This window comes from Streptomyces sp. NPDC058459 (assembly GCF_042721685.1).
Classification (GTDB): Bacteria; Actinomycetota; Actinomycetes; order Streptomycetales; family Streptomycetaceae; genus Streptomyces.
The window spans coordinates 24,604-40,749 of sequence record NZ_JBHXLV010000037.1; the positions used below are offsets into that span (position 1 = coordinate 24,604).

General features: G+C 72.1%; 16 protein-coding genes. 12 read left to right on the forward strand and 4 right to left on the reverse strand.

Going from position 1 to position 16,146, the window contains the following annotated elements; all coding sequences use genetic code 11:
* Window positions 1-8 precede the first annotated feature (8 nt).
* From ACFWN1_RS10345 to ACFWN1_RS10360, 4 genes are all read left to right on the forward strand, one after another.
* Window positions 9-2,321 (forward strand): ATP-dependent DNA helicase UvrD2, encoded by a 2,313-nt coding sequence (locus tag ACFWN1_RS10345; RefSeq protein ID WP_384359692.1) that lies wholly within the window; start codon window positions 9-11, stop codon window positions 2,319-2,321.
* A 139-nt stretch (window positions 2,322-2,460) separates the two neighbouring features.
* Window positions 2,461-2,784, forward strand: coding sequence for a hypothetical protein (locus tag ACFWN1_RS10350; RefSeq protein WP_384359693.1), 324 nt, complete (start codon window positions 2,461-2,463; stop codon window positions 2,782-2,784).
* Window positions 2,785-2,960: 176 nt separating this feature from the next.
* Window positions 2,961-3,329, forward strand: coding sequence for a WhiB family transcriptional regulator (locus ACFWN1_RS10355; RefSeq protein ID WP_384359694.1), 369 nt, complete (start codon window positions 2,961-2,963; stop codon window positions 3,327-3,329).
* Window positions 3,330-3,340: 11 nt separating this feature from the next.
* Window positions 3,341-3,667, forward strand: coding sequence for a hypothetical protein (locus tag ACFWN1_RS10360; protein ID WP_384359695.1), 327 nt, complete (start codon window positions 3,341-3,343; stop codon window positions 3,665-3,667).
* A 166-nt stretch (window positions 3,668-3,833) separates the two neighbouring features.
* Here the strand turns inward: ACFWN1_RS10360 and ACFWN1_RS10365 are convergent, their stop codons facing one another.
* The gene (locus ACFWN1_RS10365; protein ID WP_384359696.1) at window positions 3,834-5,312 is read right to left on the reverse strand and encodes an ABC1 kinase family protein; all 1,479 of its coding nucleotides are present in this window, start codon (window positions 5,310-5,312) and stop codon (window positions 3,834-3,836) included.
* Window positions 5,305-6,570, reverse strand: coding sequence for a TOMM precursor leader peptide-binding protein (locus tag ACFWN1_RS10370; protein ID WP_384359697.1), 1,266 nt, complete (start codon window positions 6,568-6,570; stop codon window positions 5,305-5,307). Before ACFWN1_RS10370 ends, ACFWN1_RS10365 begins: the two co-directional genes overlap by 8 nt.
* Before the next feature lie 238 nt (window positions 6,571-6,808).
* Between ACFWN1_RS10370 and ACFWN1_RS10375 the strand changes: the two genes are divergently transcribed.
* From ACFWN1_RS10375 to ACFWN1_RS10390, 4 genes are all read left to right on the forward strand, one after another.
* Window positions 6,809-7,459: a M48 family metallopeptidase gene (locus ACFWN1_RS10375; protein ID WP_384359698.1), complete on the forward strand. Its 651-nt coding sequence runs from the start codon at window positions 6,809-6,811 to the stop codon at window positions 7,457-7,459.
* A gap of 113 nt (window positions 7,460-7,572) precedes the next feature.
* Window positions 7,573-9,237 (forward strand): TerD family protein, encoded by a 1,665-nt coding sequence (locus tag ACFWN1_RS10380; protein WP_384359699.1) that lies wholly within the window; start codon window positions 7,573-7,575, stop codon window positions 9,235-9,237.
* 11 nt (window positions 9,238-9,248) lie between these two features.
* Window positions 9,249-9,929 (forward strand): AIM24 family protein, encoded by a 681-nt coding sequence (locus tag ACFWN1_RS10385; protein WP_384359700.1) that lies wholly within the window; start codon window positions 9,249-9,251, stop codon window positions 9,927-9,929.
* A 15-nt stretch (window positions 9,930-9,944) separates the two neighbouring features.
* The gene (locus ACFWN1_RS10390; RefSeq protein WP_384359701.1) at window positions 9,945-10,700 is read left to right on the forward strand and encodes an AIM24 family protein; all 756 of its coding nucleotides are present in this window, start codon (window positions 9,945-9,947) and stop codon (window positions 10,698-10,700) included.
* A gap of 73 nt (window positions 10,701-10,773) precedes the next feature.
* On the opposite strand, the gene ACFWN1_RS10395 is transcribed toward ACFWN1_RS10390, so the two are convergent.
* Together ACFWN1_RS10395 and ACFWN1_RS10400 are read right to left on the reverse strand one after the other, a co-directional pair.
* Window positions 10,774-11,295, reverse strand: coding sequence for an NUDIX hydrolase (locus ACFWN1_RS10395; protein WP_384359702.1), 522 nt, complete (start codon window positions 11,293-11,295; stop codon window positions 10,774-10,776).
* Window positions 11,292-12,800 carry a zinc-dependent metalloprotease gene (locus ACFWN1_RS10400; RefSeq protein WP_384359703.1) on the reverse strand — a complete coding sequence of 503 codons (1,509 nt, stop codon included), beginning with the start codon at window positions 12,798-12,800 and terminating at the stop codon, window positions 11,292-11,294. Before ACFWN1_RS10400 ends, ACFWN1_RS10395 begins: the two co-directional genes overlap by 4 nt.
* A 191-nt stretch (window positions 12,801-12,991) precedes the next feature.
* Here ACFWN1_RS10400 and ACFWN1_RS10405 point away from each other — a divergent pair, with 191 nt between their 5' ends.
* From ACFWN1_RS10405 to ACFWN1_RS10420, 4 genes are all read left to right on the forward strand, one after another.
* A complete protein-coding gene (locus tag ACFWN1_RS10405; protein WP_384359704.1) occupies window positions 12,992-14,119 on the forward strand; it encodes an SDR family oxidoreductase in 1,128 nt (375 codons plus the stop codon).
* A 145-nt stretch (window positions 14,120-14,264) separates the two neighbouring features.
* Window positions 14,265-14,726, forward strand: a complete 462-nt coding sequence (locus tag ACFWN1_RS10410; protein WP_384359705.1) for a molybdenum cofactor biosynthesis protein MoaE — start codon at window positions 14,265-14,267, stop codon at window positions 14,724-14,726.
* A gap of 137 nt (window positions 14,727-14,863) precedes the next feature.
* Window positions 14,864-15,037, forward strand: a complete 174-nt coding sequence (locus tag ACFWN1_RS10415) for a hypothetical protein (RefSeq protein WP_384359706.1) — start codon at window positions 14,864-14,866, stop codon at window positions 15,035-15,037.
* A 50-nt stretch (window positions 15,038-15,087) separates the two neighbouring features.
* The coding region (locus tag ACFWN1_RS10420) for a PDZ domain-containing protein (RefSeq protein WP_384359707.1) at window positions 15,088-16,146 on the forward strand (1,059 nt) is incomplete at its 3' end.

The following is a 16,146-nucleotide window of genomic DNA, read 5'->3' on the forward strand; positions in this document are numbered from 1 at the left end:
CGGACGCTGTGACACCCGCCGCATTAGAACGACTATCGGGTCCCGCCTGTGGACAACCGACGCGGCTGTCCCGGACGACCTGGCAGCATGGCCGTGTGACAGCAGCAACGCCCTCCCCTCTCTTCCCCCGGACCCCGGACTCGGCCGACGCGGTGCTCGAAGGGCTCGACCCCGAGCAGCGCGAGGTCGCCACCGCCCTGCACGGGCCGGTGTGCGTCCTGGCCGGAGCGGGCACGGGCAAGACCCGCGCGATCACCCACCGCATCGCGTACGGGGTGCGCTCGGGCCTCCTGACGCCCTCCAGCGTGCTCGCCGTCACCTTCACCAACCGCGCCGCGGGCGAGATGCGCGGCCGGCTCCGCCAGCTCGGTGCCCAGGGCGTGCAGGCCCGCACCTTCCACTCCGCCGCGCTCCGCCAGCTCCAGTACTTCTGGCCGAAAGCCATCGGCGGCGGCATGCCCCGGCTGGTCGACCGCAAGATCCAGCTGGTCGCCGACGCGGCCGCCGCCTGCGGGCTCCGCCTGGACCGGGGCGAGCTGCGGGACGCCACCGCCGAGATCGAGTGGTGCAAGGTCACCCAGACCGTCCCGGCCGACTATCCGTACGCGGCCGTGAAGGCGGGCCGCGAGACCCCGCGCGACCCGGCCGAGATCGCCCACCTGTACGCGGCCTACGAGAACCTCAAGCGCGACCGCGCCGTCATCGACTTCGAGGACGTACTGCTGCTCACCGTCGCCGTCCTCCAGGACCGGCACGACATCGCCGACCAGGTACGCGCCCAGTACCAGCACTTCGTCGTCGACGAGTACCAGGACGTCAGCCCCCTCCAGCAGCGGCTGCTCGAACTCTGGCTCGGCGACCGCGACAGCCTGTGCGTCGTCGGTGACGCCAGCCAGACCATCTACTCGTTCACGGGAGCAACCCCCGACCACCTCCTCGACTTCCGTCTCCGCCATCCCGGCGCCACCGTCGTCAAACTGGTCCGCGACTACCGCTCCACCCCCCAGGTCGTCCGCCTCGCCAACGGTCTGCTCGCCCAGGCCCACGGCCGCGCCGCCGACCACCGGCTGGAACTGATCTCCCAGCGCACCCCCGGCCCCGAACCCGTCCACACCGAGTACACCGACGAACCCGCCGAGGCCGAGGGCGCCGCCCGCCGCATCCGCGAGCTGATCGCCGCCGGGACCCCGGCCGCCGAGATCGCCATCCTGTTCCGCACCAACTCCCAGTCCGAGACCTACGAACAGGCCCTCGCCGACGCCGGCGTCCCCTACCAGCTGCGCGGCGCCGAGCGCTTCTTCGACCGGCCCGAGGTGCGCAAGGCCGGCGTCGCCCTGCGCGCCGCCGCCCGCTTCGGCGGCAACGACTCCCTGCTGGACGAGGCGGTCGACCTGCCCTCCCAGGTGCGCGCCGTGCTCTCCGGCGAAGGCTGGAGCAGCCAGCCCCCGGCCGGCTCCGGCGCCGCCCGCGAGCGCTGGGAGTCACTGGCCGCCCTGGTCGCCCTCGCCCACGACTTCGCCGCCGCCCACCCCCGGGCCACCCTGAGCGACCTGGTCGCGGAACTGGACGAGCGGGCAAGTGCCCAGCACGCCCCGACCGTCCAGGGCGTCACCCTCGCCTCCCTGCACGCCGCCAAGGGCCTGGAGTGGGACGCCGTCTTCCTGGTCGGCGTCGCCGAGGGCATGCTGCCGATCACCTACGCCAGGACCGACGAACAGATCGAGGAGGAACGCCGCCTCCTCTACGTCGGCGTCACCCGCGCGCGGGAACGCCTCCACGTGTCCTGGTCGCTCGCCCGCTCGCCAGGCGGCCGCGCGGGTCGCAGGCCGAGCCGTTTCCTCGACGGACTGCGCCCCGGCTCCACCGCCACCGTGGGGCGGGCCGCGACCGGCACCGGTGGCGTCGAACGCGGCACCCTCGGCGGCCTGCCGGCGGCCCCCCGGCGCGCCCAGCGCATCCCGGCCCGCTGCCGGGTCTGCGGCCGCACCCTCACCGACGCCGGCGAGATGAAGCTGATGCGCTGTGAGGACTGTCCCTCCGACATGGACGAGGGACTGTACGAGCGGCTGCGGGGGTGGCGGGCGGCGGAGGCGGGCCGGAGCGGCCAGCCGGACTTCTGCGTCTTCACCGACCGCACCCTGATGGCCATCGCCGAGACCCGCCCCGACTGCGCCGCCGAACTCTCCCGCATCCCCGGCGTCCTGGACCGCAAGCTGCGCCGCTACGGCACCGACGTACTGGCCATCTGCGCAGGCCAAGAGGCCGGCTCGGACCCCCTCGACGCCATGTCGACGACTGATCGGAACTCGTCGGAAAAATAGTTTGCGCCCGCGCCAGGAATCCCCATAGGTTCTAAGCACGGAAACGGCGGCCTTCTCGAAGGCTGTGACTCCGTGCTGTACTTCATTTCCGAAGACCGATTCGAACCGGTCCCCAAGACGCCGAGAGGAGGCGAGCCCAGTGATCAGCATCGAGACCAGCATCAGCAGCCCGGTCAAACTGACCGATCGTCCGGCCGTCTCCCTGTGCATGCTCGGCGCGCCCTTCCAGGCCACCGGTCTGTCCGGCATTCATGTCGGCCGTCCGGCGTCCTCCCTGCTCTCCGCGGATCTTCCCGTCCGCGAGCGCAATGAGCGACCGACCAAGGCACTGGCAGCGGTAGAGGCACAGGCGCAGGGCGCCTATGCCTTCGCGGCGGCCGGTGCCGGATTCCGGAAGCAGACGACGCAGTACCCCCAGATGTGGGCCTTCCGTGGGCCAGAACCCTGGAGTGATCCAGCCTGATCGTCGATCAGGCAGGCGCCTTCAGGGCCGCGGAACCCCACTCGGGAACCGCGGCCCTTCTGTTTTCCCCAAAACGGGGAGGACGAGCCGAAGGCGCCTCGGGACGACAAGAGAACCCGGTACCCAGCCGACACCCGGTCCACCGGCCGGAAACGACCAGACGAGGACAACACCCCGTGCAACTCGAAGCGCACGCCCCGTCAGTACCGCCTTCACAAGCGATCACTCAGCTCGGCTCCACGGAGGACCCCGCCTTGCTCCCCCTCACCGCGCTCACCGCGCTCGACGACGCCATCGAGAACCTCGGCGTGCCCGTCCCCTGCCGTTCCTACGACCCGGAGGTCTTCTTCGCCGAGTCGCCGGCCGATGTCGAGTACGCCAAGTCGCTCTGCCGCACCTGCCCGCTGGTCGAGGCATGCCTCGCCGGTGCCAGGGAGCGGCGCGAGCCGTGGGGCGTCTGGGGCGGGGAGCTGTTCGTCCAGGGTGTTGTCGTCGCCCGGAAGCGGCCCCGCGGCCGCCCGCGCAAGAACCCGGTCACAGCATGAAGCTCGCAGGCATGAACACCGCCGGAACGATCGACCGTCCCCTCACGCACGACCCCAAGAAGCAGGCCCCTATGAAGCCGTCCACCAGCGAGCCCACCGGCTCGGCGACCCCAGACCTCGACACCCGAGGCGTGACAGCCTCGCGCCAGACGAACAGGACCCGTGAAATGCAACTCATCCCAGAAGCCCTGGCCCGTGCGCATATGCACGAGCTCCGGCATGACGCCCAGCGGGAGCGCCTGGCCATGAGCCTGGTCACCGCCCGGCGGATGCAGCGCCGTGCGGAGCGCGCCTCCCTGCGTGCCCGCCGCGCGCTCGCCGCCGCCGTCATGCAGTAGGCACTGCTCTCGCGGCACGCTGAGCGCACCCACCCGAAGCGGTGGCCTCCCGGTCCCGGGAGGCGAAGCCTTCCCTCGGGGGCCGGTCCGGCCGAACGGACCGGCCCCCGAGGCATGTCCGCGTCATCGGACCTACGTCCGCGCCGGACCCTCGCCTGCGCCTGACCTATGCCTGCGCCGCGGGTGCCTCCGGCAGTCCCTCCCTGTCGGACTCCGCCGCCTCCTCGCCCGCCTCCGGCGGGTCCTCCGGCAGGTCTTCCGGCAGGTCCTCCGGCAGCTCCGTCTCCGGGAGACCGGCGTCCGCAGGACCCGACTCCGGAGCGAAGCCCGGCAGCCACTGCTCCAGCTCCTCCCTGAGCCGCACCGTCGCGCCGAGCTGGCACAGCACACCGATGGTGCTCAGCGTCACCCGGTGGATCAGCAGATAGGACGGGGGCAGATTCAGCTGCTTGCCGAGCTGGTACGCGGGGGAGCGGGGGTCGGCGACCCGGGCCGCCTGACCGCGCATCCACGAGCGGGTGAAGGTGAAGGTGTCCACCTGCGCCGGCTCGATGATCGGCAGCAGATAGTCGAGGACCGCGTCGGGGTCCAGGTCCATGGACTCCTTGATGAACCCTTCCTCGCACAGCATCTCGTAGACCGGCTCGGCGTCGCCTCCCAGCGTCATGGACAGCGCCACCCCGATGGTCGACGGCAGACCGCCGGGGAGCCGGTCGACCGTTCCGAAGTCCAGCACACCGAGCCGCCAGCCGTCCTCGCCGTCCGGTCCCTCCGGCAGCAGCCGGAAATTGCCCGGGTGCGGATCGGCGTGCAGCAGGCCGGTGCGGGCAGGGCCGGAGAACAGGAAGCGCGCCAGCAGCTGACCGGCCCGGTCTCGCTGCTCCTCGGTGCCGCCGGAGATGATCTCCGACAGTGGGATGCCGTCCATCCACTCGGTCACCAGCACCTGGTCGGACTGGTGCACCACCGCCGGGACCCGCACATCCGGGTCTTCCGCGAACTCCGCCGCGTGCGCGGCCTGCGCCTGCGCCTCCAGCTCGTAGTCCAGCTCCTCGGAGACCCGGTCCTTCAGCTCCGCGATCAGCGGCTTGACATCCATTCCGGGGATCAGCGGGCCCAACAGCCGGACGAAGCGGCTCAGCTGGTTCAGGTCCGACAACAGTGCTTCACCGGCGCCCGGATACTGGACCTTGACCGCCACTTCCCGGCCGTCGTGCCAGACCGCCCGGTGTACCTGCCCGATCGAGGCCGCCGCGGCGGGCTTGTCGTCGAACTCCAGGAACAGCTCCCGCCAGTCCGCGCCCACCCGTTCCTCCAGCACGGCGTGCACCGTGCGGGTGGGCATCGGGGGTGCCGCTTCCTGGAGCTTGGTCAGTGCGGCGCGGTAGGGCCCGGCCACCTCCTCGGGCAGCGCGGACTCGAAGACGGACAGCGCCTGCCCGAACTTCATCGCACCCCCCTTCAGCTCACCGAGGACCTTGAAGAGCTGCTCGGCCGTACGCTGCTGGAGCTCCCGGCCGACGAGCTCCGCGGACTCGCCCACGATCCGCTTGCCCAGGCCCCAAGTGGCCCGGCCGGCGAAGCCGAGCGGGAGCGCGGCGAGCTTCGCGGTCCGGGTGACCGCCTTCCGGGGAAGATCAGACATGCGCCCTCCAAGTCCCTGTCGGCCGCGCCGCGCCGGTCTCGCGTCGCCGCTCGGCCGACGGCCGTTGCACCGCCATTGTCGCGCGCGGCCGGCCTCGCGTTGAGGAGTGCTCCCCCTCGGCTTTCTCCCCGGTCCGTGCCGAGGTGCTCCCTCTCCTCCTCTCCTTCGCCCCGCAGCCGCATGCCGGATGCGGGGCGACAGGGTGAGCGTCCCAGGTCAGAGCTGGTAGAGCTGCCTCCCAGCGGGTGCCGACGGCGGCTGGACCCGCCCCGTCGAGGAAGCTCAGGGCGTGGGCTGCGGCGAGTCCCGCGACCGTCGTGGCCAGGGTCAGATCACAGGCGCCCACCCGGCGCGCCCGCCCCGAACGCCACTGCGTGATCAGCCTGGGCCAGGCCGGGTCCTGGTCGGTGCGGTGCTGCTGGAGACAGCCCGCGCAGCCCGTCCGGCCGGGCAGCACCAGCGGACCGACGACACCGGTGCCCTCCACCACGCCCGCGTAGAGATGCGGAGTCCCGGAGATCATGAGCGGCTCGGCGAGGAACGGGTCCGGTGCGTGCACGGCGACCTCGTCACGCGGGGCGAGGACCACCAGCGACAGCCCCGGCTCGTCGTCGGGGCCGGGACCGGAGAGCCTGCCGAGGCGGGTGCGACGCGGTGGACGGTCCGGGGCCGCACGGCGCACCGCCGCCCGTGCCGCCTCGTCCCGCCGCTCGCCCACCGCCTCCGCCGGCAGCCCGCCCGGCGCCACATCCCACGGCTGCACCCGGCCCGCGTCACGGACATCCACCTCCCCGACGCCCGCTCCGGACAGCAGCGCCGCCAGCACCGAACCCACCCGGCCCGCACCCAGCACCCGTACCCGCAGGGCGCGCCGGGCGGCGAGGCGGCAGAGCCCGCCGCCCGGCTCCGCCGTGGTCAGCGACAGCGAGGCGAGATCCGGGCGCAGCCGCTCCAGCGCCTCCCCTCCTCTCTCCCGGAGGGCGGTCGCGGCGGGCGAGCAGTCCCGGGTGTCGTCGAGCAGGCCCGCCCGGCCCAGTCGGCCGACCAGCCGGTCGGCATGGCCTTCGGGCAGGTCCATCCGCCGGGCTTCCTCCCGCAGCAATGCCACGTCACGAGTGCCGTCGAGCAGCTCCAGGAAGCTGCCCGTGGCCAGGTCCACCGGACCCAGAGTGATCGCGTGCGCGGGAGTCATCCCGAACTGCACGGTGCCGAGATCGCGCCAGCCGCGGCGCAGCGCCGGTTTCACCATCGGATGCATGACGGGCCCCCGTGTCCCATGTGTCGCGCACACCCGGGCCGGGCGTGCGTCGTTGCGCCTTCCGTACGTCGGCCGAGCCGGTCCCGCTCGCTCCGACGACTGCCAGCATGACCGGGTTCCGGAATGTGTGCCGAGAGTTGTCCACAGGCACGGGGTGATCGTCGTACAAGCAGGCTGCGGGGAATTCGGCTGTCCACAGGCCCGGACCGCTGTCGGCGCCGACGGGTACCTTCGAGACGTGCCCAGCGAACCCACCGATCCCACCGGACCCACCGAACCCACCGAACCCACCGAACCCACCGATCCCACTGATCCCGCAGAACCCACCGCCCGGCAGTCGCGCGCCGAGCACGGTCCCGTCGAGGTCCGGCGGAGCGACCGGCGTCGCCGGACCGTCTCCGCGTACCGCGAGGGGGACCGCACCATCGTGCTGATCCCTGCCCGGATGTCGAAGGCGGAGGAGCGGCGCTGGGTCACCGCCATGCTCGACCGGCTAGCCGCCAAGGAGGCCAGGCGGACCGTGCCCGGCGGTGACGCCGAACTGACCGAGCGAGCCGGGCGGCTGTCGGAGCGGTACTTCGAGGGGCGGGCGCGGCCCGGTTCGGTGCGCTGGGTGACCAACCAGAACACCCGCTGGGGCTCGTGCACCCCGGCGGAGGGCACCATCCGGCTCTCGCACCGGCTGCGCGGGATGCCCGAGTACGTCATCGACTACGTGCTCTGCCACGAGCTGGCGCATCTGCTGGTGCCGGGTCACGGCCCGGACTTCTGGCGGCTGTTGGAGTCGTACCCGCGTACCGAGCGGGCCCGCGGCTATCTGGAGGGCGTGGCCGCCACGGCGGGGCTGCCGGACATGGCGCCGGAAGCATCGGACGACGAGGAGGTGTGAGCGTGGGAGAACGCGGTTCTGTACCGGGTGTGTACCGGCTCAGGCCGATGTGGGCATTTGCGGTTAGCCTGACGCGACGTAACTGCTTTCGGGACGGGGGACGGACGTAACGCATGTCCAGGGAATTCCAACGCGGCCACAAGGCCCGGATCAGTGACCTCACCGCGGGTACGGATCTGTACGTGGGTGTGCAGATCTCCGCCCCCGGACTGACCTTCGACATCAGCTGCTTCGGCCTCGACGCCGACGAACGCCTGTCCGACGACCGTTACTTCGTCTTCTTCAACCAGCCGAAGTCCCCCGAGGAGTCCATCCAGCTGCTGGGTGCCCAGGCGGGCGACACCGAGTCGTTCCGGATCACACTGGACCGGATTCCGGCCGGCATCCGGAAGCTGTCGTTCACCGCGACCATCGACGGCGACGGGCAGATGTCCCGGATCGCGCCCGGCTGTCTGCGCATCGTGGCGGGGGGTGAGGAGGTCGCGCGGTACTCCTTCACCGGCGCCGAGTTCTCCACCGAGCGCGCCGTCATGCTCGGCGACCTCTACCTCAAGGACGTCTGGCGGTTCGCCGCGGTCGGACAGGGCTTCGACGGCGGTCTGGAGGCGCTGCTGAAGAACTTCGGCGGCGAGGTCGCCGAGGAGGAGGCGGCCGCGCCGGTCCAGCCGGAGCCCGCGAGCCTTGCCGCCCCCGGCTTCGCGCCGCCCGCCTTCGCCGTACCCGCAGGACCGGCCACGCCCCCCGCGGCCCAGTCGTTCACCCCGCCTCCGGCGTCCCGGCCCGACGTGCACGCGGCTCCTACCCTGGTCGAACCCCTGACCCCGCCCTCCGGCACCGTCCCGCCGCCCGGCCCGGCACCCGCCGCCTACGGTCGGCAGCCGACCCCGTCTGCCCCATCGACCCCGCCCGCCCCACCGAGCGCACCCCCGCCACCGGGCTACGGCCGGCCCCCGGCCCCGCCGACGCCCCACGGCTACGGTCAGCCATCGGCCGCCCCCGCACCCCCCGGCTACAACTCCCCGCCCCCTCACGGCGGACAACCGGCCGCCCCCACGCCCCCCGGCTACGGCCAGGGCACCCCCTCCTACGGTGTCCCGCAGGGCATGCCTCAGGGAGCGGCCGGAGTGGGCCCCGCGCTGCGGAAGTTCAAGGAGGCGCCCACCGGACAGCGCTGGACCCAGCAGAACCACAAACTGGTCCGCGTCGATCTCGGCGCCGACGGCCGGCCGGTGCTGGCCCGGCAGGGCAGCATGGTGCTCTACCAGGGCAAGGTCGACTTCAACTACAAGGGCGCCGGATTCGCCGGACGGCTGGTGGGCAACGCCACCGGCCAGGAGATGCAGTTGATGCGCTGCACCGGCCAGGGACAGGTGTTCCTCGCCGACAACTCCACCCACCTCCACCCGATCGAGCTCCAGGGCGACGCGATCTGCGTCTCCGCCGAGAACGTCCTCGCCTTCGACGAGAGCCTCCAGTACGAGGTCCGCCGGATCGAGGGCCACGGCATCCCCGGCGGCGCGCTGTTCACCATGCAGTTCCAGGGCACCGGCACGCTCGTCGTCAAGACCCACGGCGCACCCGTGGTGCTGCCGGTCACGCCCACGACCTTCGCCGACTGCCACGCGGTCGTCGCTTGGTCCGCCGGCGCACAGGTGATCGTCTCCAGCCAGGTCCGGATGCGCCGCAACGCCTACGCGGGCGACACCGGGGAGAGCGTGAACCTCCAGTTCCGGGGCGCGCCCGGCAACTTCATCGTCGTCCAGCCGTACGAGGTCTGAGGGAGCCCGTCATGAACCAGCCGCTCGCGGGCTTCGCCCCCGCACCCGTCACCGCCCGCATGGAGAACCACGGCAGTCACATGCTGAAGGTCGCCATGCAGACCGGCAATGACCTCCTCGCGCGCGTGGGCTCGATGATCGCCTACGAGGGCTTCATCCAGTACGAGCCCAACCCGCCCGCCGTCCGCCAGATCGCCCGTGACTGGATGACCGGCGAGGGCGCCCCGCTGATGAAGTGCTCCGGCGACGGCCTGCTCTACCTCGCCGACTACGGCGCCGACGTGGTAGTGGTCAACCTCGACGGCGACGGCATCTCCGTCAACGCCACCAACCTGCTCGCCTTCGACGCCCAGCTGACCTGGAGCGTGGAGCGGGTCAAGGGACTCGCCAAGTTCACCGGGCAGGGCCTGTGGAACACCCGGATCTCCGGGCAGGGCTGGGTCGCGCTGACCTCGCGCGGCACCCCGATCGTCGTTGACTGCGGCGGCGGCGAGGACGAGACCTATGTCGACCCCGACGCCCTGGTGGCGTGGTCCCCGAACCTCAAGGTGAAGGGCAAGCGCAGCTTCAAGGCGCAGTCGCTCATCGGCCGGGGCAGCGGCGAGGCATACCAGATGGCGTTCTCCGGGCAGGGCATCGTGGTCGTCCAGCCCAGCGAGGACAGCACCGACCGCCTGCGGTTCCGGGGCTGAGGGGGAGCACACACCATGCAGAGTCCGCTTTTCGCGCACAACGACCTCCAGACCCAGGAGCGCTGGAGCCTGCAGAACGCGCAGTTGCTCCGCGTCACCCTGGAGGGCCACGACGACCTGCTGGCCCGTAAGGGCAGCATGGTCGCCTACCAGGGCCTGGTCGAGTTCGACGCCGAGTACCGGAGCCAGGGCCAGCGCCGGGCGACGGCCCACACCGGTGAGGGCCTGGACCTGATGCGCTGTCACGGCCAGGGCACCGTCTACCTCGCCAACCTCGCCCAGCACGTCCACATCCTGGACATCGAGCAGGACGGCCTGACCGTCGACAGCTCCTACGTCCTCGCCATGGACTCCTCGCTGCACCACGAGGTCATCGCCGTGGACAGCCTCTACGGCATCTCCGGCTCCGGGAAGTACCAGCTCAACATCACCGGACGCGGCAAGGTCGCCCTGATGACCTCCGGGGCGCCGCTGCTCATGCAGGTCACACCGGACCGCTATGTCAACTGCGACGCGGACGCCATCGTCGCCTGGTCCACCTCCCTGCGGGTGCAGTTGCAGGCCCAGACCCACTCCTCCGGGGTGTGGCGGCGGCGCGGCAGCACCGGTGAGGGCTGGGAGCTGAGCTTCATGGGCTCCGGCTTCGCCCTGGTGCAGCCCAGCGAGCTGCTGCCGCCGCAGCACGCGCAGACAGGCGACGGTGTCGCGGCCCAGTTCGGCATGGGACAGCAGGGGGCGCGGGGGCAGAACCAGGGCAACGTCTGGAGCTGACCATGCGCGGCGGACGTGCCGGCACGCACGGAGGGGGCGCCCACCGTGGCGGGCGCCCCTCACACGACTCCGGTCACAGCCGGGCGAGGGTGGCCTCCAGCAGCCGTACTACCGAGTCGTCCGCCACGTCCGCCACCTCGTCGTAGCCGAACCAGCGCAGATCCAGCGACTCGTCGCTGATCGCGTGCTCGGCGCCGTGCGGGGCCAGGACCGCGTACTGCACGTCGTAGTGCCAGCGGCACGGTGCCGGGATCGGGTGCCGGTCCAGGCGGACCGGGCCGCCGGGCAGCAGGGTCAGACCCAGGATGCCGGACTCCTCCGTCGCCTCGCGCAGGGCCGCGTCCGCCACGGAGCTGTCGCCCGGCTCGCAGTGGCCGCCCATCTGGAGCCACATGCGCAGCTTCCTGTGCAGGGTGAGCAGGACGCGGTCGCGCTCGGGGTCGATCACCAGGGCGCTGGCCGTGAGGTGCCCCGCGTGGCAGGACTTCCACATGCCGTCCGGCTGGGTGGCCAGGTGGGTCAGATAGGCGTCGCGCAGCCCGGAATGGTCCTCGTAGCCCTTGAGTACGAGGACCGCGTCGTCATGCAGGCTCACTCGGTCTGATCGCCCTTGCTCTCGCCCCTGCCGTCGGCCTCGTCCCTCTCGGCCCCCTCAGCCCCCTCGCCCCCCTCGTCCTTCTCGGCCTTCTCGTCCTTCCTCAGGTCGGGCTTCCGCTCGCCGCCGCCCGCCGCCTCGCCGAGCATCTTGTCCAGCTCGGAGAAGTCCAGCTGCTCGCGGTGGACGAAGCCGTCCGGGTCGTCCAGGTCGGTGGCCGTCGGCAGCATGTCGGGGTGGTGCCACAGGGCGTCCCGGCCGTCGACCCCGCGCGCGTCCGCGAGCGAGGCCCACAGGCGGGAGGCGTCCCGCAGCCGGCGCGGGCGCAGCTCCAGACCGATCAGGGTGGCGAAGGTCTGCTCCGCCGGACCGCCGCTGGCGCGACGGCGGCGCAGCGTCTCGCGCAGCGCGTCGGCGGAGGACAGGCGCGGCTTCGCGGCCGCGTGGACCACCGCGTCCACCCAGCCCTCGACCAGCGCGAGCGCCGTCTCCAGCCGGGCCAGCGCCGCCTTCTGCTCGGGCGTGTCCTCGGGCTGGAACATGCCTTGCTGCAACGCGTCCTGAAGCTGCTCGGGGTTCTGCGGGTCGAACTGGCCGACCACGTCCTCCAGCTTGGCGGTGTCGACCTTGATGCCGCGCGCGTACCCCTCGACCGCGCCGAACAGGTGCGAGCGCAGCCACGGCACATGGGCGAAGAGGCGCTGGTGGGCCGCCTCGCGCAGGGCGAGGTAGAGCCGCACCTCCTCCATGGGGACACCCAGGTCCTTGCCCAAGGCGTCCATGTTGACCGGGAGCAGCGCGGCCCTGCCCGCCGGGCCCAGCGGCAGCCCGATGTCGGTGGAGCCGACGACCTCGCCCGCGAGCACGCCGACGGCCTGCCCGATCTGGGTGCCGAACATGGCGCCGCCCATGGAGCGCATCATGCCGATCAGCGGGCCCGCCATGGCCTGCATCTCCTCCGGCAGGACATCGCCCATGGCCGCGCCGACCCGCTCGGCGACCGGGTCGACCAGTTCCTTCCAGGCCGGGAGCGTCGCCTCGACCCACTCCGCGCGCGACCACGCCACGGCGGTGTTCGCACCGGAGGGCAGCGAGGTCGCGTCGTCCAGCCACAGGTCGGCCAGGCGCACGGCCTCCTGGGCGGCGGAGTGCTCGGAGGGGCCGACGCTCGCGTCCTTGACACCGTCCGAGGTGCCCTGTGCGACCGTCTGGCGGGCGATCTGCTTGGCCATGTCCCAGTTCACCGGGCCGCCCTCATAGGAGAGCATCTGGCCCAGCTGCTGGAACGCGGCGCCCAGGTCTCCCGGGTTCAGTGAGCCGAACATCGCGGCGAGCGGATTGTCGGCGCCGGGGGCACCGAAGCCACCGGCTCCCGGCAGGCCGCCGAACCCGAACGGGTTGGCCGGTCCCTGCCCACCACCGCTCTGCTGGTCCTTCTTCTTGCCTTCGTCGCCGTCGTCCGGCTCCTCCGGCGGAAGGCCGAATCCGAATGGGGTGTCACTCACGGGGTTCCTCGGCTGGTAAGGCCACCGGTTCTCTCCGGCGGCGCGGCTGCCCGACTTCACCACCCAGCGTAGACACCCGGACCGGATAGGGCCTCGGTGCTTCGCCCACAGCCGGGCTGCGGCAGGATGGATGCACCTGGTACGGGCGCGTCGTCCGCGCTCGTACTGAAGACAACCGCTGGAGACGCCCGGTGAGTTCCCCAGATCCGCAGGTTCGCGCAGCGCGAAACCCCTCATCTCCGCCCGCATCGCCCTCGTCCGCCGTACGCGGGCCCGTCGTCGCGGTCACCGGCGCCGCCGCCGGGATCGGCGCACTGCTCACCGAGCGGCTCGCGGCGTCCGAGGAGATCCGGCAGGTGGTGGCCATCGACGAGCGGCGCGGGGAGTGCGCCGAGGCCGCATGGCACATCCTCGACGTGCGGGACCCGGCCATCGCGGAGAAGCTGCGCGGCGCCGACGTCGTCGTCCACCTGGCGCTCGACCTGGACCTGGGCAGCGACGCGGCCGCCCGAACCGCCTACAACGTGCGCGGCACCCAGACCGTACTGACCGCCGCGGCCGCCGCCGGGGTGCACCGGGTGGTGCTGTGCACGTCCGCCATGGTCTACGGGGCGCTCCCGGACAACGAGCTGCCGCTGTCGGAGGACGCCGAGCTGCGCGCGACCGCCGACGCCACCGGGGTCGCGGACCTGCTGGAGATCGAACGCCTGGCCCGCCGCGCGCCCCGCGCGCACCCCGGCCTGAACGTCACCGTGGTGCGCCCCGCGCTGCTGGTCGGCGGCACGGACACCGCGCTGACCCGGTACTTCGAGTCGCCCCGGCTGCTCGTGGTCGCCGACTCGCGGCCCGCCTGGCAGTTCTGCCACGTCGACGACCTGTGCTCGGCGCTGGAGTACGCCGTGCTGGAGAAGGTCGACGGGGAACTGGCCGTCGGCTGCGACGGCTGGCTGGAACAGGAGGAGGTCGAGGAGCTGAGCGGCATCCGGCGCATGGAGCTGCCCTCCGTGGTGGCCCTCGGCGCCGCCGCCCGGCTGCACCGGATCGGGCTCACCCCGTCCCCGGCGGGCGACCTGGCGTACACCATGCACCCGTGGGTGGTCAGCGGGAGCAGGCTGCACTCGGCCGGATGGCGGCCGAGCCGCACCAACGAGGAAGTGCTCGCGGAGCTGCTGGAGGAGGTCGCCGGACGGCACACGGTCGCCGGACGCAGGCTCGGCCGCAAGGACGCCACGGCGGCGGGCGCGGCGGGCGCGACCGTGGCCCTGCTGGGCGCGGCGGCGGTGGTACGCCGGGCCCGCAAGGCACGGCGCCGGGTCTGAGCGCCGACGGGCCGCCCCCACCCGGCCGGACCTCACGCCCCGCCTCCCGCGCGGCACGCGGCACGGGCACCACGGAGACATGGCGCCGCGAGGCACGCGGCACCACGCGGACATGGCGCCGTGCGGCGTGCGGCACCATGGAGACATGGCACTCGCGAACGAACACCCCAGTGAGCAGGCGGCCCCCAGCCCCATCAGGCTGATCGGCATCCGGGACACGCCGCTCTCGGTGGACGAGGTGTTCGCCGCCCTCGGGGACGCGGCGGCGGGTGGCATCTCCCTGTTCGTGGGCACCGTGCGCGACCACGACGGGGGCGCGGAGGTCGACGCCCTCGGCTACTCCTGCCACCCCACCGCCGCCGACGAGCTGCGGCGCGTCGCGGAGAAGGTCGTCGCGGAGTACCCGGTGCGGGCCCTGGCGGCCGTCCACCGGGTGGGTGAGCTGGCCGTCGGTGACCTGGCCGTCGTCGTCGGCGTGTCGTGCCCGCACCGGGCCGAGGCGTTCGCGGCCTGCCGGAAGCTCATCGACGACATCAAGCACGAGGTGCCGGTCTGGAAGCACCAGCGGTTCTCGGACGGCACCGAGGAATGGGTCGGCGCCTGCTGACCCGGGCGGGCCGGTGACGTTCGGCCCATCGGGTGCTCCGGTTGCGTAACCGCACCCCGCGCGTGAGCGTTGATCCTGCGAATGGTTAATCTGCTGATCACTCAGTTCGCGGATGCTCATGGGGTTGGGAGGCCGGCATGGCGGTGCTCGCCTGGTTGCTGATTCCGCTGATCGCCGCGGTCGCGGCCGGTCTGTGGGGAAGCTGGGCCAACCGGACCCGCAGAACCCGCGGGGACGGACCCGAACTCGACGGCTACGCGCGGTTCCGCGAGGCCATGGAGAAGTCCCACACAGGGGCTCCCGGCGCCTGACAGGGGTGCCCTGACGGGGCGCTGACACACGTGTCCCGTACTGTCGTGCCATGCCACGCCGTACCGCGACGATGCTCGCGTCCACCCTGATGCTGATCGCGCTGCTCTGCGCGGGAGTGCTCATCCCCGTGCCGTACGCGGAGATGTCGCCGGGGCCGACCGTGAACACGCTCGGGGACCACGACGGCGAACCGGTGCTCCAGGTCTCGGGCCACCGCACCTATCCGGCCGACGGTCATCTGAACATGACCACCGTCCGGGTGACCAGCGCCGACTTCCGGATGAACCTGGTCGAGGCGGTCTACGGCTGGCTGGCCCACGACACCAAGGTCGTCCCGCACGACACGCTCTACCCGGACGGCAAGACCGAGGAGCAGTCCACCCAGGAGAACGCCGAGGAGTTCAGCCAGTCCCAGGAGAGCGCCAAGGTCGCCGCCCTGGAGCAGCTGCACATCCCGGTGACGTCCTGGGTGATCGTCTCCACGGTGATCAAGGACTCCCCGGCCGAGGGCACGCTGCACGCCGGTGACGTGATCAAGGCCGTCGACGGCACGCCGGTCAAGCAGCCCGCGGACGTCGCCAAGCTGGTGACCAGGCACGAGCCGGGCCAGAAGGTCGTCTTCACCGTCGTCCCCGCCAAGGAGCAGGCGGCCGCCGAGAAGGCGCACCGGACGGCGACGAGGACGCGGGACGTGACGATCACCACCACGGGCTCCTCCGGGAGCCCAGCCGGCAAGGGCGCCCGGCGCGCCATCGTCGGGATCTCCGCCGGGACCGACCACACCTTCCCGTTCACCGTCGACATCAAGCTCGCCGACGTGGGCGGTCCCAGCGCGGGCCTGATGTTCTCGCTCGGCATCTACGACAAGCTCACCCCGGGCAGCCTCACCGGCGGCAAGTTCATCGCGGGCACCGGCACCATCGACGACGACGGCACGGTCGGCCCCATCGGCGGCATCGAGATGAAGACGGTCGGCGCGCGCGACAAGGGCGCCCAGTACTTCCTGACCCCCGCTGACAACTGCGCCTCCGCCGCCAAGGACACCCCGGGCGGCCTCACCCTGGTCAAGGTGAAGAAGATCGGCGACGCCCTAGACGCTTTGAAGGAC